Genomic DNA, 21,460 nt, shown 5'->3' on the forward strand with positions numbered 1-21,460 from the left:
CTGGCCGCAGGGTCTGACCAGCCATTCCCTCAGGAGACCTGGGGAGATCCGAGGAGAACGCGCAGCGCGCCGCAAGAGCGCCCTTCCCCTCATCCCTAGCTGCCCCCGCCGCGACCAGATCATGCTTCACCAGCCCAAGCAAGCGACTACAGATGAAGTCCTACGTGGTTCACGATGAAGCGCTTCCCATCGGAGTCGAAGGCGAAGTAGATCCGTCCCACCTCGTTAGGCGACGCCGCATCCCGAACCTTGATGTGCGGCAGTCCGTCGAAGCGCTTCCCGTCAAACGTAAAGTAGCGCTTCTCCTTGTCCTTGCTCAGCTTCTCGTCGCTAGGTGCAAACTTCAGTCCGTGGTTGTCGTAGAACCACTGGGGCAGCCTGGGCATATTGCCAGGGTTGGCGTACAAGTCCATCGCGGCCTGCGCAAGGGCGATCAGCTGGTCGGTCATCTCTTGGGGGTACGGATAGCGAGAGTCCTTCCAGGTGCGCCCTGCTCTCGCCGTGAACACGATGTGTTCCCCCGACGCCTTGGTGAGAGCCTTGAACGTGGGAACGGCGTCCGCTTCCAGGGCCGGGATCTCACTCCAAACATCGAGTACGGCCGCCTGTCCGCTCCCGCTCTTCGACAAGTCGAGGTACTGATTTTTCCAATAGTCCCGGTCCTGGCGCAGCGCCTCGGCGGTGGCTGCGTCATCTCGCGCCTTGTCGCGTTCCTCCATGCAGCTTTGCGCCATTTCCTCCCAGGAGCTTGCGTCCTCTTCGAGTTGTCGTAGGCGCTTTTCCAACGCTTCGAGTTCGGCTGTCGTGTCACCGGCGGCCTGGGCGCGGGACAGCTGCTCGGCAGCCCTCCGCGCGCCCGCGCGGTGCGAAGCCTGCCGCGCCCGCTCCCACGCCGTGTCACTGCCACGAGCGATGACTGAGAGATGGGCGAGCGACGACATCAGCCGCTGTTCCACGAAGGACGTCTCGGACACCTCCTCACGCATGTAGACGGGATGCTCCAGGCCGAGGTCGGGCCACACCAGTCGGGCGCCTCCGCTGGGTACGGCCACCTGCTCGTGGGTCCGGCGGACAGCCTGTGCAGTCACATAGTTCAAGGTCACCACCTGAGCCAACCCAGCGAGTTGTCCCGAGGCATCAACGGCCGCGCTCCACCCCGCCTGGTCCCTGGGATACACCAGGAGAATGGGGAGGCGTGTGCGCAGCGCCAGGGAATCAAGGAGAACTGACGCGTGGCTCTCGTCGCGGATCCTCTCGTAGCGCCCCGTGGCAAGCTGGCTCAGCACCCGCACTTCGAGTTCCTGGTCGCTGAGCACCGCCCGCAGCAGGTTTGGGCGCTTCAGCGGAGGGTCCTGCACTGGCGCGATCCATCCGTCGGGGATCTGCCGACCCATGACGATTCTGAGCCCGCCACTGCCGTCCTCCGACTGAGAGATGGTGACCCGTGTGACGAACTGTGCCGGACCTGCAGACAATGGCTGGTGGATGGTCATGCGCAGGGCGCGGGTATGTTCATCGCCCGCCACCGTCCAGCTCACCGTGCGGTCAACGTGGCTGGGAACCCTGCCGACGAGCACCGCCCGGCCATCCTGGCCGAATTCGGTTACCGACGGCGCCGGTATGCGTCCGCCGTGGCTGAGCCACACGGCTAGATGGTCACGTAGGCGCTCAAAGACGTGGCCCGGCTTCTCCTGGGCAGACCGGATGTCGAAACTTACGGCATACAGCGCCTGCACGGCGGCTCCCCTCACCCCAGATGTCCTGCCCAACGGACTGGTTGACCCTCGAACGCGGTCAGGACTCCGCTTGCGCACACCGTAGTGCCGCCATGCCGAAGTGCGTAATGCCCTGCGCGGGGGCTTCAGCGCCAACCGTCAGGGCAGCCGAAAGGTATGCATGCTGGTTCCTGAGCAGGCAGGCAGTCTGAGCGGGGCCCGAACCGCTTCCGTAAGCGTCCTCCGCTCAGCCGCCCTGTGGCGCTGAGCGTTCCGCGCCGCCTGCGGCGCCTCCGGGGCATGGCGCAGGGTTCGGTCAGTTTTGTACCAGGGGACGAGGCGCCGCCCGGGTTGCTGGTTTTCGTTCGCGTCGAGGGAGCGGACGGGGAAGTCGTCGCGGGGATCCCTCTTACGGGTGCGGTAGCGGACTGGGCTGCGATGATGACGGCATGCCAGAGCCGGGGACCACTGCCGTCGTCATCGTTCTGCCCGATGCCGGTCCGCTCCTCGAGGCGGCGTGGCGTATCGATCCGGCTCTGGTGCGTCGTGGGGTGCCGGCGCACGTCTCGCTCCTCTACCCGTTCGTGCCTGAAGCGGCGCTGACGGAGCAGGACGAGGAGGGTGTGCGTTCCCTGGCTGCGGGTTTTCCGGCAGCCGATCTGCTCTTGGAGGAGGTCGTGACAGCGTCCGGCTTCGTCGCCGTCGCCGTTCCGGGGCTCCAGACGATCGTCGACGCGTTCCGCGCCCAGTGGCCCGGGTTGCGGCCGTACAAGGGCCGCTTCGGGGCCGAGCCCGCCGCGCATCTCACGGTCGCCATGGGTGCGGACAACCCGACGGCCGCCGCCCGTGTCCGCGCTGCGATCGGCAGCCTGCTGCCGCTGCGGACCCGTGCGGCGGCGGTCCAGCTGGTGGTGCTGACGGAGGAAGGTTGGCAGTCACGGTTCGCCGTGCCGCTCGGCGTCCCGGCCGGGCCGTGAGCCGGCTGCACGGCCACACCTCTGTGCGTCGTCGTCTGCCCGCCCGAAGCCGGTGCTGTGGGCGGGCATTGCGGGACCGTTCGCCTTCTCCCCCGATCAGCGGCGGCCGGTGGCCAGGATGACGAGGAACTGGCCGCCGCCCGCCTCCACGGCGGCCGTCACCGGCAGCCCCGGCAGCAGTCGGGAGAACCGGTCCACCAGCCAGTCCGCCGCCTCTTGGGCGTCCTTCCTGGTCGGACAACGGCCCACCATCTCGCGTCCCCCCTTGCGCTCCAGCCTGTCGGCGACGGCGATCAGCGGCGCGGGTTCGACCACGTACAGGCGTTCCGGCCAGGCGATGACCACCTTGACCGCACCCTTGCGGCTGTTGCACCCGCGGTGCGCGAGCCGCTCGGCGACCTTGGCCTTCCGGTCGGCGGTCCGGCTGTCGACACTGGGCCCCCGCGGGTCGTTCACCGACTCGTCGGGGTCGACCGGTTCGTCACAGACCCAGCACCGCCAGCCGTCGCGCTCGGCCACGTCATCAAGAAGACTCATCCAGGCAAACTAGCCTGTGCGGCCGCCACCCGCGCGCACCAGGGCCACCGGTCGCGACGGGTGGGGCCGCCGGACAGCGCCTAGTCGGGAGCGGTGGTCGTGATGTGGTGGAGGAGGTCCGTGTAGAGGGGGCGTTTGTCGGGGCGGGCGTGGGTGGCCGCGTGTTTGAGGGCGGGGACGGCGTCTTCGCCGAGGGTGATGAGGGCTTCGGCCGCGGTTTTGCGGATGGTGGGGTGGCGGTGCTCCAGCAGGGCGGTCATCGCCGGGATGGCGGGTGGCCAGGGGGCGTGGGCGAGGGTGCGGAGCGCCGTGCGGACGAGGTCCGGCTGGGGGTCGGCCAGCAGGAGCGACGTGTGGTGCAGGTAGGTCGGGCGGTCCAGCAGGGCGCGCGAGGTGCGGTGGGCGTGCAGGCGGATCCCGGGCCTGGGGTGGTGCAGCAACTCGTCGAGCAGAGGGCGTAGTTGGGGGTCCCGGTCCGCGGCCGGGGTGGGGCGTGCCTCGGTGAGTCGTGTGAGTGCCCGGTGGATGCGGGCCGGGTCGCCGGTGCGGGCCAGGGTCAACAGGTCCTGGCGGGACGGGAGCCGGGTGGGTTCCGGTGGGGTGCGCTCGCGCAGGGCGGTCAGGGCGGCGGCGTCCTGCCGGGCGGAGTCGTCCGGGTGGCGCAGTGGACCGTCCACGAGGAGGAGGCGGTCCGCGAGGTCGTCGTGTCCTTCCGCGCGCAGGCGCCGGCAGGTCCGCGTCAGTACGGGGGTGCGCAGCAGGGGGCGTCCGGCGAGCAGGTCGAGGAAGCCACGGGCGCCGGTCTCGAGGCGGTCGGCGAGGTGCTCCGCCAGGACGTCGGCGGGGACGCGGCGCAGCGCCTGCGCGACCGCGGAGCGGACGGCCGGCGGGTCGTGTTCCCACCATTCCAGCAGGAGCGGGACCAGCGGTTGCAGGTCGCACGGGGCGAGCCGCTCCGCCGCGCGGGCGACCCGGTCGCGGAGGACGCCGTCCGCGCGGAGTTCGGTCTCGGCGACGGCGCTCAGGGTGCGGGCCAGGCCGGCACTGACCGGTATGTCGACGCGGCCCCGCAGAAACGCCTGGAGCACCGGGAGCCCCGCCTCGGGCTCGGGCCATTCCAGGAGCGCCAGGGCAGCGGCGCGCCGACGGTCGGGAGCGGCTGCCCGCAGCATGGCCAGCAGGCGCTCCCGCAGGGCGGTCGAGCGGGGCTGGTCGAGGTCGTCCTCGTGCACGGTCCGCGGCCGGGTCGCCGGCGTGTGGGCGGTCTCGGTGAGCGTCCAGGGCGGTGCGTCGAGGGGCTGGAGGTCCGTCATCCAGTCGACGAGGGCGGCGCGGACCTCGGGGCCGGCCGAGGCGTGGACGTCGATCAACGCGGTCAGTCGGTCCCTGGAGCCGGGTGGGTGGGGGCGCCGGCGGAATGCCCGGAGGGTGCTCGGGGTGCGGGCCGCGGCGGCCAGCGCGGTTCGCCACTCCTCGTCCGGATGCGCGGCCGCGGGGGACGGCGGGAGCGCGAACGCGTCCCGGAGCACGGCGGTCTCGGCCTGCCGGGGGTCGGCGTCCAGCCGGGCCGAGGCGAGTGCCTGGTCGAGGTCGGCGCGGACGAGCACCGCGCCGAGGCCGCGGAGCAGCGACAGGGTGGACCGGTTCCCCGAGGGTACGGGGGGCAGTGCGCGTACCGCGTCGGCGGCGGTCGACCGCTCCACCGCCGACAGGATCGGCGCGACGGCTTCGAGTACGGCGATCAGTTCGGGTCGGTCCGCAGCCCCGGCCTCGGCGAGGGCGTCGAGGAGGACCGTGGTGGAGCGGGCGAAGGCCGTCAGTTCCGCGGTCGTCCAGGGGGCGGGGCAGAGCCGGAGCGTGAGTCGCAGTACGCGGCCCCGGGCGGCGGGTTCGGAGCCGGCGAGGCGGAGCCAGTCCGCCAGCATGGGCCGTAGTGCGTGCAGCCGGGTGGGGTGCGGCAGTTCCTGCCGTTCGGCGAGGCGGAGCGCGGCCGACGGGTTCCAGCCCGCGGCCGACGCGACGAGGTCCAGGTCGAGGTCGAGGTCCGCGGCGGCCCCGGCCGGGGGCCGCGGCGCGGCGGGCGGGGTGATCCCGTACGCGGCCATGGCCGTCGACAGGTCCTCGACCGTCCCGCAGGCGAGGCCGATCCGGCCGGCCGCCAGCAGGGCGAGCAGGGTGGGCGCGACCCGTGGTGCCTGGTCGGCCAGCGCGAGGACCGAGCTCGCCGGCAGGGTGCGGTCGAGGCCTTCGAGGAGCAGTTCGCGGGCGCGGCCGTCCTCGCCGTGTTCGGCGGCGGAGAGGACGGTCGCCAGGTACGCGCCGCCGAGGATGGTGCGCAGCGCCTCGACGATCCTGGCGCGCAGGCCCGGATTGTCGTGGTGGCCGAGCCAGTGGAGCAGTGCCGGTACGGCCGTGGGCGTGCCCGCGCGGACCAGGACCTCGGCCGCGGTCTTCTTGATGTTCATGTTCGGGTGGCCGAGGCACGCGGCGATCGCGGTGGAGGCCCACCGGGCCCGCGCGTGCCCCAAGGCGAGCAGGGCCTGCCGGACGGTCTGGACGTCCTGCGCGGCGGTCAGCGTGATCAGGGTCGCCGACAACGCCTGCGCGTCGTCCCCCGTGGCGTCGCGGGCGAGCAACGCGATCACGTGCTTGCGTACGTGCCGGTCGCGGTGCCGCAGCAGGCGGTGGGTCCGCGCACGGGTGCTCGGGCTGGGGGCGCGGAGCAGGAGTTCGAGCAGGATCGCCTGCTCGCCGCCGGTCAGTCCGGGCCGGTCCAGCAGATCCAGGGCCAGGGACGCGACGAGTGCGTGTCCGGCCTCTCGTGCGGTCGCCGCGTCGAGCAGGCAGACCGGCCTGATGCGGCCGCGCTCGTGGAGACGGCGGCCCAGGCCCTGTACGGCGTCCAGGACCTCCTGGGGCACCGCGGGCTCCCCGGCCGACTGCCCGTTCTCGGACCGGGGGACGGCCGGGCCCGGCTCCCGGGAGGCCGCCAACTCGGCCACGACGCGCAGGAGCAGGTCGGCGATGACGGGCAGCGTGCCGGCGCTGCCGTGGGCGGCGAGTCTGCACAGGGCCGCCACCGGCTGGTCCGGGTCGAGGTGGGAGCTGAGGAGAGCCAGTTCCCGCTCGTCCGGGCCGCCGAGATCCGCGGCGATGCGGGCGGGCAGGTCGGCGGGGTCGAGGCGGACGAGGAGGGCGCGCCGCCGGGCCGGATCGTGGGTCAGGTGCCACAGCACTTCAAGGGCGGTGTTCCGGACCGCGCGCAGATGCGGCGCGATCACGCCCGGGCCCGCGCCGACGGCCGCGCCCGAGCCGGCGCCCGGACCCGTGCCCGCGCCCAGACCCGCGCCGGCGACCGCGTCCGCCCCCTCCTGCGCGCAGAGGCCGAGCCCTTCCCTCAGTTCTTCCGCCGTCCGCTGCCCGCCGATGGCCTCCAGAGCGTCCAGGGCCGCGGCGGGCGCCGCGGGCAGGAGGGCGAGCACCGCCTCTTCGGCGTCCGTGTGGCGCAGCGCGCGGATCGCGGCGAGGAACGGCCCCGGCGCGGGCGCCGACGGCAGGACCCGGGTGATCGCGTCCCCGACGGGCAGCTCCCCCGCCCCCTGCGCGGCCAGGGCGACCAGCAGGGTGAGCCGGCGGGGCCAGCTCGGATCGTCGGCGGGCGCGTCCACCAGTTCACGGAACATCACCTGCCGGCAGGTGAACAGGACCGTCGCGACCTCGTGGGGTGTGATCGTGTGGTCGGCCAGCGCCAGGCCGATGATCGACGGGACGTGCGGATCCGTGGGGAAGTGCCCGCGCCGGTGGAGCCCGCGCAGGCAGGTCACCGCGGGCCCGCCGAACAGCAGGGGGTCCCGTGCGGCGAGGGCCGTCAGCGCGCCGATGTCGCGGCGGTCCGCCAGGTCACCGAGCACTTCCATCCCGCGCCGGCGAAGACCGGGCGGCAGGTCCGGATCGTCGATGACCTGTCGCAGCAGCCCGCCGTGCCCGTGATGGGCGGCGGCCGTGAGCGCGGCACCGGTCGCGTCGGGCCGTGCGATCACCGACTCGGCGGTGAGGAAGGGGGCCAGGAGTCCCGGCGGCAGGGGATCCAACGCCGTCCACGGCTCGGCGAGTTCACTCAGTGCGGCGGCGACCACCCCGGCCCCGCTGTCGGCGTCGAGCAGGCGTGTCACATGTCGCCGCACCAGTGCGGGGGCCAGCAGACCGGCGTGCAGCCCCTCCCGGGCCAGCCGCAGGGCCTCGGCCCGCAACACCGGGTCACCGCTGTCGACCAGCTCGTCGACGAGTTGCGCGGGCCGGTGCGCGCGGGTGACGGTCGCCTCCCGCACGGCCTGGTACAGCAGCTCGCCCCGCGGCTCCTGCCGGATCACCGTCGGGTCGTTCGTCAGCTCGGCGAGCAGCCAGGCGATCCGTACGCGGACGGGCAGTTCGGCCGTACGCCACGAAAGCCGGCGGGACTTCGGGAGGTACGGCCCCAGTCGTTCGTGGAGCCGCGCCAGGACGAGCAGTGACTCCGGCGAGCCCTCCACCGACGTCGGCAGCAGTCGCGCGAGTTCGGCGGCCTCGGCGGCGTCGCCCGTCCGGCCCGAGGTGACGCGCTCGTCGAGCAGGACCAACCCCAGGTACCGCAGCCGGGGATCCTCGTGCCGGATGAGCCGCCCGAAGACGGCCGGCGGGCAGAGCCGCGCGTCGAGACGGCCGGACAGCCAGCCGACGTCGGCTCGACGCAGCGCATCGTCGAGGGGCTGGTCCGCGGGCGTCGTCATCGTCGGATGCTAACCGGGACGTTCCCGGCCCCACCAGCAGGATTCCCCCGGAGCGTCCCGCACCCCCGTCGATGCGGCGGCCCCATCGCGTTGACGGGTGGGCATACGCCCACTACGGTGGGCATGTGCCCACTCGGGGTCCTCGGGGTGGGCTTTGATCAGGTTGAGGACGGGGTTCACCGACTTCGTGCCGACCCGGAAGAGGTGGAAGAGGTTGCTGTGACTGCGATTGCGCTCGGAATGCCGGCCGTGCCGACGAAGCTTGCCGACCGCAGGGTCAGCCGCAAGATCCAGGTCGGCTCGGTCGCCGTCGGCGGCGACTCACAGATCTCGGTGCAGTCGATGACGACCACCAGGACCTCCGACATCGGCGCCACGCTCCAGCAGATCGCAGAGCTGACCGCCTCCGGCTGCGACATCGTGCGCGTGGCCTGCCCGACGCAGGACGACGCCGACGCGCTCGCGGTGATCGCGAAGAAGTCGCAGATCCCGGTGATCGCCGACATCCACTTCCAGCCCAAGTACGTGTTCGCCGCGATCGACGCCGGCTGCGCCGCCGTCCGCGTGAACCCGGGCAACATCAAGCAGTTCGACGACAAGGTCAAGGAGATCGCGCGGGCCGCCAAGGACGCGGGCACCCCGATCCGGATCGGTGTCAACGCGGGCTCCCTCGACGCGCGACTGCTGAAGAAGTACGGCAAGGCCACCCCCGAGGCGCTGGTCGAGTCCGCGCTCTGGGAGGCCTCCCTCTTCGAGGAGCACGGCTTCAGCGACATCAAGATCTCGGTCAAGCACAACGACCCGGTCGTCATGGTCAACGCCTACCGGCAGCTCGCCGCCGCCTGTGACTACCCGCTCCACCTGGGCGTCACCGAGGCCGGCCCCGCCTTCCAGGGCACCATCAAGTCCGCCGTCGCCTTCGGCGCGCTGCTCTCCGAGGGCATCGGCGACACCATCCGCGTCTCCCTCTCGGCCCCGCCCGTCGAGGAGATCAAGGTCGGCATCCAGATCCTGGAGTCGCTCAACCTCAAGCCGCGCCGCCTGGAGATCGTCTCCTGCCCGTCCTGCGGGCGCGCGCAGGTGGACGTCTACAAGCTGGCCGAGGAGGTCACGGCGGGCCTGGAGGGCATGGAGGTCCCGCTGCGCGTCGCGGTCATGGGCTGCGTCGTCAACGGCCCCGGCGAGGCCCGCGAGGCCGACCTCGGCGTCGCCTCCGGCAACGGCAAGGGCCAGATCTTCGTCAAGGGCGAGGTCATCAAGACCGTCCCCGAGTCGAAGATCGTGGAGACCCTCATCGAAGAGGCAATGAAGATCGCCGAGCAGATGGAGAAGGACGGCGTCGAAACCGGCGCACCCGCCGTACTCGTTCCCTGACCCCCACCCGCCACGGCATACGAAGGGCGGACCATGTCACTGCTCTCTTCCATTCGGGGACCGCGCGACCTCGATGGGCTCGGCCCGGCGCAACTCACCGCGCTGGCCGCGGAGATCCGCGGCTTCCTGGTCGAGGAGGTCTCCAAGACCGGTGGCCACCTCGGGCCGAACCTCGGCGTCGTCGAGCTGACGATCGCCCTGCACCGGGTCTTCGACTCGCCGCGCGAGCGCATCCTCTTCGACACCGGCCATCAGAGCTACGTGCACAAGCTCCTCACCGGCCGGCAGGACTTCTCCGGGCTGCGTGCCAAGGGCGGCCTGTCCGGCTACCCGTCCCGCGCCGAGTCCGAACACGACGTGATCGAGAACTCCCACGCCTCCACCGCGCTCGGCTACGCCGACGGCCTGGCCAAGGCCAACCAGATCCTGGGCCACCGGGGCCGTCCCGTGGTCGCCGTCATCGGCGACGGCGCGCTCACCGGCGGCATGGCCTGGGAGGCGCTCAACAACATCGCCGACGCCAAGGACCGTCCACTGGTCATCGTCGTCAACGACAACGAGCGCTCGTACTCCCCTACCATCGGCGGCCTCGCCAACCATCTCGCGACCCTGCGGACCTCCCAGGGGTACGAGCGCTTCCTGTCCTGGGGCAAGGACGCGCTGCAGCGCACCCCCGTGGTCGGCCGGCCGCTCTTCGGGACGCTGCACGGAGCCAAGAAGGGACTCAAGGACTTCATCGCCCCGCAGGGCATGTTCGAGGACCTCGGCCTCAAGTACATCGGCCCGATCGACGGCCACGACCTCGAGGCCATGGAGTCCGCGCTCGTCAGGGCTCGCGGATTCGGCGGCCCGGTGATCGTGCACTGCCTCACCGAGAAGGGCCGCGGCTACCACGCCGCCGAGAGCCACGAGGAGGACCGCTTCCACGCGGTCGGTGTGATCCACCCGCAGACCGGGCTGCCGGTCAAGACCGCGGGCAAGGACTGGACTTCGGTCTTCGGTGAGGAGATGGTCGCCCTCGGCCGCGAGCGCACGGACATCGTCGGCATCACCGCGGCCATGCTGCACCCGGTGGGCCTGGCGCCGTTCGCGGAGGCGTTTCCGGAGCGCACCTTCGACGTCGGCATCGCCGAGCAGCACGCCGCGGTGTCCGCCGCGGGGCTCGCCACCAACGGCCTGCACCCGGTCGTCGCGCTCTACGCGACCTTCCTGAACCGGGCCTTCGACCAGGTCCTGATGGATGTCGCCCTGCACCGGCTCGGCGTCACCTTCGTACTGGACCGTGCGGGCGTCACCGGCGCCGACGGCGCCTCGCACAACGGCATGTGGGACATGTCGATCCTGCAGGTCGTCCCCGGCCTGCGGCTCGCCGCCCCGCGGGACGCCGATCAGCTCCGGGCCCAGCTGCGCGAGGCCGCGGGGGTCGGCGACGCGCCCACCGTGGTGCGCTATCCCAAGGGCGCGGTCGGTCCCGCGGTGCCGTCGCTGGGCAGGATCGGCGGTATGGACGTGCTGCGCGCCATGGCCGGATCGGGCGGCGTGCCGCCTCGAGCCGACGCGCTTGACGGCGTACTGGCCGACGTGCTGATCGTCTCGGTCGGTGCCATGGCCCCCGTCTGTCTGGAGGCCGCCGAGCTGCTGGCTGCCCAGGGCGTCACCTCCACCGTGGTCGACCCGCGCTGGGTCATACCGGTGGACCCCGCCCTGCCGGGCCTCGCCGCGCGGCACCGGATCATCGTCACGGTGGAGGACAACGGCCGGGCCGGCGGCGTCGGTTCGGCGATCGCCCAGGCCCTGCGCGACGCCGACGTGGACCTGCCGCTGCGCGACTTCGGCATACCGCAGCAGTTCCTGGACCACGCGAGCCGGGAGCAGATCACGGCCGGGATCGGACTGACCGCCCCGAACATCGCCCGCCGGGCCGCGGCTCTCGTGAGGGCCGGCCGCCCGACCCTCGAACACAGCGGAGGAATAGCATCGTGACCACGAGCCAGCGGGTGCCGGATCCGGACCCCGCCCCCGTCCCCGCGGCGGCCCCGGCACCGCGACGCCGCGTCCTGCTCGCGTCCCCGCACGGCAGCTGCGCGGGCGTCGACCGTGCGGTCGCGACCGTCGAGCGGGCCCTGGAGATCCACGGCCGGCCCGTGTACGTCAGGAAGCAGATCGTCCACAACTCCTTCGTCGTGAAGGACCTGGAGGACAAGGGCGCGGTGTTCGTCGAGGAGACGGACGAGGTGCCCGAGGGCGCCGTGGTGATCTTCTCGGCGCACGGGGTGGCCCCCGCGGTGCGCGGCGAGGCCGCGTCCCGCAACCTCCGCGCCATCGACGCGACCTGCCCGCTGGTGGCGAAGGTGCACCACGAGGCCAGGCGGTTCGCCGACGACGGCTACGACATCCTGCTCATCGGGCACGAGGGCCACGAGGAGGTGGTCGGCACCCTCGGTGAGGCGCCCGGCCGCATGCAGCTGGTCGACGGGGCGGAAGACGTGGCCCGGGTGGAGGTGCGAGATCCGGCGAAGGTGGCCTGGCTCTCCCAGACCACCCTGTCGGTGGACGAGACGAGGGCGACGGCGGAGTTGCTGAGCCGGCGGTTCCCGCAGATCGTGGCACCGCCGAGCGGCGACATCTGCTACGCGACGCAGAACCGGCAGCAGGCCGTCCGTGCCATCGCCGGCGACAGCGATCTCGTCCTGGTCGTCGGCTCCCCGAACTCCTCGAACTCGGTCCGCCTGGTCGAGACCGCCCTCGCCGCGGGCGCCTCCGCGGCCCGGCTCGTCGACGGCTTCAGCGACATCGACCCCGCCTGGCTCGCGGGGGTGTCGACGGTCGGCCTGACCAGCGGCGCCTCGGCACCGGAGGTGTTGATCACCCAGGTGCTCGACTGGCTGGCGGAGCAGGGGTACCGCGAGACGGTGAGGGTCAGCCCGGTCGAGGAGAACGTGACCTTCGCCCTGCCCGCGGAGGTGCGTGGAGGACGCGGTACATCGACCGCGTGAGCACTGCCCCGGCCACTCTCCGCGCCCCCGCGAACACTCGCACAGATCTTCGAAAATCAAGGCGGGCGGGCGGGGCTCGCGTTGTAGCGTGAGGCCATGTCGCAACGATTAATACGCCTTGTTGCCACGCTGGTTGCCCTCTTCGGGGTCCTGGTGTCCGTGGCAACACCGTCCGCCGCCGCTGCCCCCCGCCCGCCCGTCGTGCGGTCGGCCGCCGGTGGCCCCGAGCTTCCCGCGCCGACGGGCAGGTACCTGGTCGGCGCCAGGACTCTGCACCTGAAGGACACCTCACGGCCCGACCCGTGGAAGCCCGGCACGGCCTTCCGCGAGCTGATGGCCACCGTCTGGTATCCCGCGCCCGTCCCCTCGGACCGCGAGACCCCCTTCATGTCCGCGCCGTTGTCCACCGCGGCGTTCGGCACGGCCGAACTCAGCTCCGTACGCACCCACTCCACCACCGACGCGATCGCCCTTCCCGGCCGCAGGCCGCTGGTCGTCCTGTCCCCCGGCTTCGGGATGAGCCGCGCCTCCCTGACCGGGCTGGCCGAAGACCTCGCCTCCCGGGGGTACGTGGTCGCCGCGCTGGACCACACGTACGAGGCGGTCGTGGAGTTCCCCGGGGGCCGTCTGGAGCCCTGCCTGAACTGCACCGGCCAGGGTGGTCCCGATGTGGTCCGCAGTCGCGTGAAGGACATCCGCTTCCTGCTCGACCAGCTGACCAGCCCCTCCTCCGGACTGCCCGTCGACTGTTCGCGCATCGCCGTCGTCGGCCACGCCATCGGCGGTACCAGTGCCGTCGAGGTCCTGGGCGAGGACGCGCGCGTCGACGCCGCCGCCAATCTGGACGGCACCTTCTTCACGCCTCCGCCCGCACGGCCGGTGACGCGGCCGGTCCTGCTGATGGGTGCCCAGTGGCCCACGGCCAACGGGACCCCCGCCGCCAACTGGGTCGACCGCTGGTCCGCCCTCGGCGGATGGAAGCGGTGGCTGAGCGTCCCCACCGCCGGCCACATGTCCTTCAGCGACGCCCACTGGCTCTACGAGCACATCGACCTCACGGGCACGATCCCGCCCGTCCTGGCACCGGCCCTGTTCGGGACCGTCGGTGGCGAGCGCGCCACGGCGATCACCCGGAGCTACGTCGGTTCCTTCCTCGACCTCCAGCTGCGCGGGGTCCCGAGCCCGCTGCTCGACCGCCCCTCACCGGCGCATCCCGAGGTCTCGTTCGTCCGCCCGTGACGGACGCGGCGGCTTCGACCGTGCCGTCGGCGCCGCCGCGGCCGCAAGCCGTAGCCGGAGCAACAACCGGCCCGCATCCGCCCCCGTAGGGACCGGTGCGGGCCGGTTCGGCTCGTTGCGACGGCCGGTTGCGGCCGGGTGGACTGCTACGGATGGCCGCCGGGGCGCTCGGCGACGACGATGCCGTAGCCGAATCCGGCCGCCTCCAGCCGCAGGACGATGCCGTCGAACTGGTCGACGACCTGGGCACCGAAGCGCCGGGTGAGCGGGGCGCGGTCGGCCACCAGCTTCTGCCGCATGGAGGCCATCGTCCGGGCCACCGTACGGTCGCTCACGTCGGTGATCTCCACGGGGACCAGACCTGCCTCTTCGAGCAGCGACGGGTAGTCCCGCAGTGCCATCAGTTTGTCGGCCAGGACGGCGTACTGCGGGGCCGCCGCGTCGCGTTGGACGCCGTCCCCGGGCACCGTACGGTCCAGGAAGTCGGTGAGGGCGAGGCGGCCGCCGGGTCTGAGGACGGATGCCGCCTGCCGGAGCACGGCGAGCCGGTCCGGCATCGCCATGATCGACTCGAACAGCCAGACCGCGTCGAACGACTCCGGTGCGAAGCCGAGGTCCACGGCGTCCTCGCACCGGAAGCTCACCAGATCGGCCGCTCCGCTCGCTTCGGCGTGCTGCGTGGCCAGACGTGCCTGCACCGGGCTGTTGGTGATGCCGACGACCGAGGCGCCCGTCGACCGTGCGAGCTGGACGGCAGGCGCGCCCGTGCCGCAGCCTATGTCGAGGACCGTGGTCCCAGGGCCGGCCTTGATCCGTTCCGCCATGAGATCGGTGAGGCGGCGGGACGCCTCGGCCATCGTCGCCCGGTCGGACGGGGAGTCCCAGTAGCCCATGTGGAGGCTTCCGCCCGACAGTTCGGCGAGGAACTCGCTCGTGTCGTTGTAGAAACCGTCCTCCGCCTCCTGCTGCGAGAGGTGTTCCGCCGGGGCGCCGGACCCGTGCGTCATCGCCCCTCACCGCCAATGCCGTCGAGCACGCGCTGCTCGACGGCGGGCTCCAGCCCGCGGGTGCCCCCCGCCTGCCACGGCGGCTCGCCCTCCCGCTCCAGCCAGGACCATGAATCGGCCAGGGTGTCCCGGAGCGGTCGGGTGGTGTCGAGTCCCGCGCCGTGGGCGGCGGAGACGTCGACGTCGTTGATGCCTCCCCGCATCGCGGCGGGCAGCCACAGGGGGATGTCGAGATAGGGGCGGATCCCGGCGGCCAGGAGTTGCTCGTCGGGGACCCAGACCGGTTCCGCGTCGGAGCCCGTCACCTCGCGCATCGTCTCCAGGAGATCGCCCATCGTGTGGCGGCCCCGGGCGCACACGGTGTTGAACGCACCTCCGATACCGCGCTCGACGGCGTCCAGCATCCAGGGGGCGTGGTCGCGGACGTCGATGTACTGGAAGGGGTCGGACGGCCGGCCGGGGGCCAGCACCCGCCCGCCGCGTCGTATGCGGCGCAGCCACCAGGTCAGCGAGCCGACGTCTTCGTACGGGCCCAGCATCGGCCCGGGGCGGGTGATCAGCGCGCGCTCGCCGAAGGTCCGCTGGACGGCGAGTTCGCAGCCGCGCTTGGCCACCGGGTAGAAGGCGTCGGCCTCGTCGTCCGGATCGCCCTCGACGGTCGCGGCGCTCTCGTCGGCGCCGGCCGGAGCCGGCGGCCGGTACACCGCCCAGCTGGATACGTAGCCGTAGTGCCCGACCCGATCGGCCAGCAGCGCGCAGGTGTCGCTCAGCACGCGGGGGGAGCCGGTCCAGGTGTCGATCGCCCCGTCCCACTTCTGGTCGCCGATCGCCCGGCGCAGGGCCGTTGGATCGGTCCGGTCCGCGACCAGGGGCTCGACGCCGTCGGCGGCGGGGCGGCTGCCGCGGTTGAGGGTGGTGACGTCGTCACCGCGCTCCAGTGCCGCGTCGACGATGCTGCGTCCCACGAAATGGGTTCCGCCCAGCACCAGAAGTCTCATGACGTCCTTTCGGAGGAAGGTGGTCCGGGCCGGGCCCGCGGTCGCACGGGCCCGCGGAGGCCCGGCCGGCGGCCCGGGTGTCGCGATGGCAAAGGTGTCGGGCCGTCTCACGGCCCGGCCGCCGCGGGACCCTGGCCGCCGGCCGGTGCCCCTCCCGCAGCGGCCGGACCCGTGCGGGTGGATCAGGGCCCGGTTCCTGGGGCGCCGTGTGTCAGGCGCCGGTGCGCACCGCGGAGATGGCCACCGTGGCGTAGTTCATCGTGAAGCTGCCGCCCATCGCGTCGATGGCGGCACCGGCTCCGTCGAGCACCTCGGCCATCTTGTCCGGGGGAAGCCGGGTGAAGGCGCCCAGCGTGGGCATCTGGTCCAGCCAGGCGTCCCGGGTGTAGGTCCACTCCCAGTCGAAGCGCCACTGCTCCGGCTCCCCGAAGCCGCCGGCCTCGCGGATCCCGTCGGAGGTCTTCGTGAAGAAGGCCTGGTAGCCGTCCATGGCGCCGGTCAGCATCGCCCGGAAGTCGAACGGCGCGTCGGGCATCACCCGCTGGCAGACCTCGGCGATCGCGTCCGCCACCTCGGCCGGGAAGTGGAAGACGTTCCAGAAGGCCGCCAGCCGGCCGCCGGGGCGCAGGATCCGCGCGGCCTTGGCCGCGCCCGTGACCGGGTCGACCCAGTGCCAGGCCTGCGCGGCCACCACCGCGTCGTACTGCCGGCCGGCCGGATCCCAGTCCTCGAACGTCGCCACGTCCACCGCGAGGCCGAACTGGCGGGCCAGTTCGGCGAGTCGCGGATCGGGCTCGACGCCGGACACCTGACAGTCGATCGCCTGGAACTGCCGGGCGGCGATGCCGGTGCCGGTGCCGACGTCGAGGACGTCCTTGCCGGAACTGCCCGCGACGATCCGCTCCACCATGGTCTCGGGATACCGGGGCCGGGCCCTGTCGTAGCGTTCGGCGTCCGCGCCGAAGGACTCCGCGACCTGTCGCTGCTGATGTACTTCACCGTGAGAGTTAGTGGGCATGCGCCCACTTTAAATGGGCGTGCGCCCACTCGTCAACTCCGCCCGCGGAAAGCCCGCTTCGGGGCCCCGCGCGCCGGTCCGGCTACGCGGGAGCCTGCGCGACCACGACGCCGTAGCCGAAGCCCGCCCGCTCCAGGAGGGGCAGGACCGTCTCGTACTGCCGCACGACCTGGCCGCCGTACTTCCGCACGAGCTCCTCGTGGTCGTCGGTGAGCTTCCTGCGGAGGCAGTCGAGCGTCGGGGCCACCGTGTGCTCGGTGACGTCGGTCCCCTCGACCGGCACCAGCCCGGCCCGTTCCAGCAGGGACGCGTACTCCTCCAGGCGGATCGGCTTGGCCACCAGCGGGGAGTGCCCGTGCTCGCGCGAGTGCTCGGCCAGGTCACCCACGGCCCGGCGCATCGGGTCCGGCGCCGGGTCCAGGTCCAGGAGGTCCGTCAGCGCGACCCGTCCGCCGGGCTTGAGCACCCGCGCGACCTGGCGCAGCGCGCCGAGCCGGTCCGGCAGGTGGAAGATCGACTCGATCATCAGGACCGCGTCGAACGACTGCTCCTCGTAGTCGAGGACGGTGGCGTCCGCGCACCGGAACGCCACCTGGTCACCCAGGCCGGCCTCCTGCGCGTTGCGGACGGCGGCTTCGATCTGTACGGCGCTGTTGGTGATGCCGACGACCTGCGCGCCCGTCGTCTGCGCGAGCCGGACGGCCGGCGCACCCGAGCCGCAGCCCAGGTCGAGGACCCGGTCCCCCGGCTTGACCGCCATCTTGCCCACCAGCAGATCGGTGAGCTGCCGGGACGCCTCGGCCATCGACGCGGGGTCGGACGAGGAGGTCCAGTACCCCTCGTGCAGGCTCCCGCCGAACAATTCGGTCAGCAGGCCGCTGAGATCGTTGTAGAAGCCGGCCACCTCCTTCGACGGCGGGGCCTCCCCTCCCGCCTCCTGAGCGCCGACTGCCGTGATCTGATCACTCACTGAGCTCATCTCCTGTCGAATGGGGCGAAGGACGTGCGACGGAGTCACCAGGTGACGGGGAGTTCCCGCATTCCGCTGATGAGCCGCCCCTCGGCGTTGGCGAGTTCACCGGCGGGTACGGCCAGCCGCAGTCCGGGGAACGCGGCGAGCACGGCGCGCAGCGCCACCTCCAGCTCCATCCGCGCCAGTTGGGCGCCCAGGCAGCGGTGCGCGCCGTGGCCGAAGGTGAGGTGTCCGCCGGCGCCCTCGCGGGCGACGTCGAACCGCTCCGGCTCGTGGAACGCCTCCGGGTCGAAATTGGCACCCGGCAGGCTGGCGAAGACCACGCTCTGCGCGGGGATGACGACGCCGCCGAGCTCCACGTCACAGGTGGTGGCCCGTACCTGGCCGGCGTTCTCGCGGGCGCTCAGCGGCGCGTACCGCAGCACTTCCTCCACGGCACCGGGTACCAGGGAGGGATCGGCGCGCAACGCCGCCAGCTGGTCCGGGTGGTCGAGCAGGGCCGCCAGCCCCTTGCCGAGCTCGGTCGCGGTGGACTCGTTGCCGGCCATGAGCAGGCCGCAGCCGAGGTGGACGAGCTCCGTCTCGCTCAGCCTGTCGTCCTCGTCGCGGGCCGTGATCAGTTCCTGGAGCAGGCTGTCGTCGGGGGCCAGGCGCTTGGCCGCCACCAGGTCGGTCATGTACGAGACGACCGCCTCGAGGGCCTGCAGGGACTCTCCGGGCGGGTAGGCGGTGGTGGCCATGACGCGATCGGCCCAGCCGCTGAACAGTTCCCGGTCCCGTTGCGGAACACCGAGGATCTCGAAGATCACGGTGAGTGGCAGGGGGCGGCACAACCCGGCGACCAGGTCGGCGGTGGGCCCGGCGGCGGCGAGACGCGCGACGAGCTCGTCGGCGATCTGCTCGATGCGCGGCCGGAGGGCGCGGATCCGGCGGGCGCTGAACGCCCCCGCCACCAGGCGGCGCATCCGGGCGTGTTCGGGTCCGTCCAGGTCGTTGATCCCGGGTTTCGCCAGGACCGCCGACGGAACGACCACCGCGCCGATCCGGCGCGCCTCGGCCCGGCTGAACCGCGCGTCGGAGAGCACGGTGCGGACCTCGTCCATTCCGGTGACGAGCCAGCCCTTCTGGCCGGACTCGGTGGTGACTTCCCGCACCGGCGCCTGCCGCCATGCCGCGAGGACCGGCGCGGGTACCGTATAGGAGTCACGCCCTGCCACTGCCGCCGTTCGCGGGCACCCCGAGGGCATGCCTGTAGACGCGTTTAAGGGTATAGTGGGCATGCGCCCACCGTAGTGGGCAGATGCCCACTCGTCAACGCCTGGGCTCGTTACGCATGAAACGCACGAGGTGCGCGAGAAAGGCGAGGGAGGCCAGCATGCCGACAGGGGTAGCGATCCGCGACGTGTCCCAGCAGCTGTTCGACGCAGCCGAGCGAGTCCTGCTTCAGCACGGGCCGAACGCGCTGACCAGCCGGGCGGTCACCGCCGAGGCCGGCTGCGCCAAGGGCGTCCTGCACCGGCACTTCGCCGACTTCGACGCCTTCCTCGCCGAGCTCGTCCTGGACCGCATCGGCCGGATCCAGGCCCAGGCCGCCGCCATGTCGGCCTCGGTCGGGACGGGGACGGTCGTGGACAACCTCACCACGGCGCTGACGGACCTCTTCGAGTCGGTCGCCGTGGCGATCGTCGGCCTCGTCACCGCCCGGGACGAACTGCGCGCCCGGCTGCACCAGGCGGGCTCCATGGGCGTCCCGGTCCTGGCCGAGGCCACCGCGATGTTCGCCGCGTACCTCGCCGCCGAGCGCGAGCAGGGCCGCCTCGTGAGCGACGCCGACGTCGACACGCTCGCCCTCACCCTGATCGGATCCGGCCACCTGCTGTTCGCCGGCCGCGGGGGCGTGGCGCCCGACGTCGCCGACGTCCGCAAGGTCGTGAGCTCGGTCGTCGCCGGCGCCGCTCGACCGTAGCGGCGCCCCGGGACCCCGGACCGGGGTCTGCGGACCCGCCTCCGACCCGGCCCGAACCCTTCGGCGAGACGAGCGCGGCCCGACGGCCTCGTTGACGCGTGGGCGGTCGCCCACTATCGTGCGGGCATCTTCACCTCCGCGCTGACGCAAGCGAGTTGCGCCGTCGTCGGCGTCCATGACGCCGGGCCGGGTGCCGCTCGAGGGGACGGACCGCAGCACGGGATCAGGAGCTCCGGCGCCACGGCCCGGGGCCCGGTGCCGCGGCTCTGCGCCCGATCGGCGCTCCCCGTACCGAAACGCCCTCCGGGATCCGGCCGGACGTGCCGGTGCGGCACCGGCCTTGACGCCTCCACCGCCGAGTACGCCCGAACCTCCGCGCAGCCCGGAAGAACGGCGCGCCGGAGTCCCGCGGCCCCCGCCGCCCGCTCGGGCCCGGCCGGCGAGACGTCCACCGGCCGCCGTCACACCCGTGCCGTGGCAGACGAGTTGCCGGCCCGCCACGCCCCGGCTCCCACCCGTCCGACAGAAACGGGTCACATGAAAGCCCAGCACATCACGGAACTGCTCATCGGGCTCGCGACGGTCGTGCTGCTCGCCCGCCTGCTGGGCGCGCTGGCCCGGCGCCTGGACCAACCGGCGGTGATCGGCGAGGTCCTGGCCGGCATCCTGCTGGGGCCGACGCTGGCCGGCGACGTGATCTCCGACCACCTCTTCCCGACGGACATCCGGCCGCAGCTCACCGCCCTGGCCACGGTCGGGGTCGCCGTCTTCATGTTCACCGTGGGCCTGGACTGGGACCTCGACCGGGCCCGGCGCTCCGGTACTCTCGCGGTCACCGTGTCCCTGAGCTCCGTCCTCCTTCCCTTCGGCCTGGGCAGCGCTCTGGGCCTGTACCTCCTGCGGGACCACCACAGCCCGAACGACGTGGCGTTCGTCCTCTTCATTGGCATAGCGATGTCGATCACGGCGTTCCCGGTACTCGCCCGGATCCTCACCGAACGGGGCCTGGACCGTACGGCCTTGGGCGCCCTCGCGCTCGCCTGCGCCTCCATCGACGACGTCCTGGCCTGGTCGGTGCTCGCCGGTGTGACCGCCGTCAGCGGTGCGGCCGGTGTCGGCCAGTGGCGGCTCCTGCTCATGGTCCCCTACCTCCTGGGCATGCTGTTCGCCGTACGGCCACTGCTGCGGCGCCTGTCGGCGCGCGGCACCGGCACCGGCACCGGCACCGGCACCGGCCAGCTCACCCCGACCGGGTTCGCATGCATCCTCGCCGGGCTGCTGCTCTCCGCGGCCGCGACGGAGTGGGCCGGCCTGCACTTCATCTTCGGCGCGTTCCTCTTCGGCGCCCTCATCCCGCGCGAGCAGTCCGCGTCCCTGCGCGCACAGATCCACGACCGGCTCGGGCAGCTGAGCCAGACCCTGCTGCTGCCGGTCTTCTTCCTCACCGCCGGCCTGGCGGTCGACCTGTCCGGGATCGGCCTGGGCGGCCTCGCCGACTTGGCGCTGATCCTCCTGGTCGCCGTGGGCGGGAAGTTCGCCGGCGCGTTCCTCGCCGCACGCGGCCACGGGGTACCGGCCCGGCAGTCCGCGGCGCTGGCCACGTTGATGAACACCCGCGGACTGACCGAACTCGTCGCGCTGAGCGTGGGGCTGAGTCTGGGCATCATCGGCCGGGACCTGTACTCGCTGATGGTGGTCATGGCGGTGGTGACCACGGCGATGGCCGGGCCCCTGCTGCGGTGGTTCCTTCCCCGGCGCCGCCCCGAGGCCGAGGACGACTGGGAGCCTGTCGCCCGGAACGCGCCCGCCGCCGTCCGCCGCTGACTCCTGGTGGACCGCACCGGCGGACGGGTAAGGACGGTGGCCCGGCTGATGCTCAACCGGGCCACCGCCC

General features: G+C 72.5%; 15 protein-coding genes. 7 read left to right on the top strand and 8 right to left on the bottom strand.

Features of this window, described 5'->3' with window-relative positions:
* Positions 1–146: 146 nt before the first annotated feature.
* Entirely contained in the window at positions 147–1,736 is a 1,590-nt protein-coding gene (locus tag ACZ6JT_RS06600) for a PspA/IM30 family protein (protein ID WP_469207802.1), read from the bottom strand.
* Between the two features lie 428 nt (positions 1,737–2,164).
* Here ACZ6JT_RS06600 and ACZ6JT_RS06605 point away from each other — a divergent pair, with 428 nt between their 5' ends.
* Positions 2,165–2,692 carry a 2'-5' RNA ligase family protein gene (locus tag ACZ6JT_RS06605; protein ID WP_469207804.1) on the top strand — a complete coding sequence of 176 codons (528 nt, stop codon included), beginning with the start codon at positions 2,165–2,167 and terminating at the stop codon, positions 2,690–2,692.
* Between the two features lie 96 nt (positions 2,693–2,788).
* Here the strand turns inward: ACZ6JT_RS06605 and ACZ6JT_RS06610 are convergent, their stop codons facing one another.
* Both ACZ6JT_RS06610 and ACZ6JT_RS06615 read right to left on the bottom strand, forming a co-directional pair.
* Entirely contained in the window at positions 2,789–3,229 is a 441-nt protein-coding gene (locus tag ACZ6JT_RS06610; protein WP_469207806.1) for a hypothetical protein, read from the bottom strand.
* An 80-nt stretch (positions 3,230–3,309) separates the two neighbouring features.
* Complete coding sequence (locus ACZ6JT_RS06615) at positions 3,310–7,995, bottom strand: HEAT repeat domain-containing protein (RefSeq protein ID WP_469207808.1); 4,686 nt, start codon at positions 7,993–7,995, stop codon at positions 3,310–3,312.
* Between the two features lie 219 nt (positions 7,996–8,214).
* On the opposite strand from ACZ6JT_RS06615, the gene ispG reads away from it, so the two are divergent.
* The 4 genes from ispG (at position 8,215) to ACZ6JT_RS06635 (ending at position 13,604) form a co-directional block, all read left to right on the top strand.
* Positions 8,215–9,369, top strand: a complete 1,155-nt coding sequence (ispG, locus tag ACZ6JT_RS06620) for a flavodoxin-dependent (E)-4-hydroxy-3-methylbut-2-enyl-diphosphate synthase (RefSeq protein ID WP_469207810.1) — start codon at positions 8,215–8,217, stop codon at positions 9,367–9,369.
* A 33-nt stretch (positions 9,370–9,402) separates the two neighbouring features.
* Positions 9,403–11,352: a 1-deoxy-D-xylulose-5-phosphate synthase gene (gene dxs, locus ACZ6JT_RS06625; RefSeq protein ID WP_469207812.1), complete on the top strand. Its 1,950-nt coding sequence runs from the start codon at positions 9,403–9,405 to the stop codon at positions 11,350–11,352.
* 14 nt (positions 11,353–11,366) lie between these two features.
* The gene (locus ACZ6JT_RS06630) at positions 11,367–12,365 is read left to right on the top strand and encodes a 4-hydroxy-3-methylbut-2-enyl diphosphate reductase (RefSeq protein WP_469208242.1); all 999 of its coding nucleotides are present in this window, start codon (positions 11,367–11,369) and stop codon (positions 12,363–12,365) included.
* Positions 12,366–12,461: 96 nt separating this feature from the next.
* Complete coding sequence (locus ACZ6JT_RS06635) at positions 12,462–13,604, top strand: alpha/beta hydrolase family protein (protein ID WP_469207814.1); 1,143 nt, start codon at positions 12,462–12,464, stop codon at positions 13,602–13,604.
* A 146-nt stretch (positions 13,605–13,750) separates the two neighbouring features.
* On the opposite strand, the gene ACZ6JT_RS06640 is transcribed toward ACZ6JT_RS06635, so the two are convergent.
* The 5 genes from ACZ6JT_RS06640 to ACZ6JT_RS06660 all read right to left on the bottom strand — a co-directional run bounded on the left by ACZ6JT_RS06640 (position 13,751) and on the right by ACZ6JT_RS06660 (position 18,754).
* Complete coding sequence (locus tag ACZ6JT_RS06640; protein ID WP_469207816.1) at positions 13,751–14,611, bottom strand: SAM-dependent methyltransferase; 861 nt, start codon at positions 14,609–14,611, stop codon at positions 13,751–13,753.
* Positions 14,608–15,609, bottom strand: a complete 1,002-nt coding sequence (locus ACZ6JT_RS06645; protein ID WP_469207818.1) for an NAD-dependent epimerase/dehydratase family protein — start codon at positions 15,607–15,609, stop codon at positions 14,608–14,610. Before ACZ6JT_RS06645 ends, ACZ6JT_RS06640 begins: the two co-directional genes overlap by 4 nt.
* Positions 15,610–15,820: 211 nt before the next feature.
* Positions 15,821–16,627, bottom strand: a complete 807-nt coding sequence (locus ACZ6JT_RS06650) for a class I SAM-dependent methyltransferase (RefSeq protein WP_469207820.1) — start codon at positions 16,625–16,627, stop codon at positions 15,821–15,823.
* Positions 16,628–16,709: 82 nt separating this feature from the next.
* Positions 16,710–17,597 (bottom strand): class I SAM-dependent methyltransferase, encoded by an 888-nt coding sequence (locus tag ACZ6JT_RS06655; protein WP_469207822.1) that lies wholly within the window; start codon positions 17,595–17,597, stop codon positions 16,710–16,712.
* 44 nt (positions 17,598–17,641) lie between these two features.
* Positions 17,642–18,754: a cytochrome P450 gene (locus ACZ6JT_RS06660; protein ID WP_469207824.1), complete on the bottom strand. Its 1,113-nt coding sequence runs from the start codon at positions 18,752–18,754 to the stop codon at positions 17,642–17,644.
* Positions 18,755–18,975: 221 nt separating this feature from the next.
* Between ACZ6JT_RS06660 and ACZ6JT_RS06665 the strand changes: the two genes are divergently transcribed.
* Together ACZ6JT_RS06665 and ACZ6JT_RS06670 are read left to right on the top strand one after the other, a co-directional pair.
* On the top strand, positions 18,976–19,566 hold the full coding sequence (locus ACZ6JT_RS06665; protein WP_362859835.1) for a TetR/AcrR family transcriptional regulator: 591 nt from the start codon (positions 18,976–18,978) through the stop codon (positions 19,564–19,566).
* A gap of 537 nt (positions 19,567–20,103) precedes the next feature.
* Complete coding sequence (locus ACZ6JT_RS06670) at positions 20,104–21,390, top strand: cation:proton antiporter (RefSeq protein WP_469207827.1); 1,287 nt, start codon at positions 20,104–20,106, stop codon at positions 21,388–21,390.
* Positions 21,391–21,460: the final 70 nt, after the last annotated feature.

The organism is Streptomyces sp. NPDC046308 (assembly GCF_055588065.1).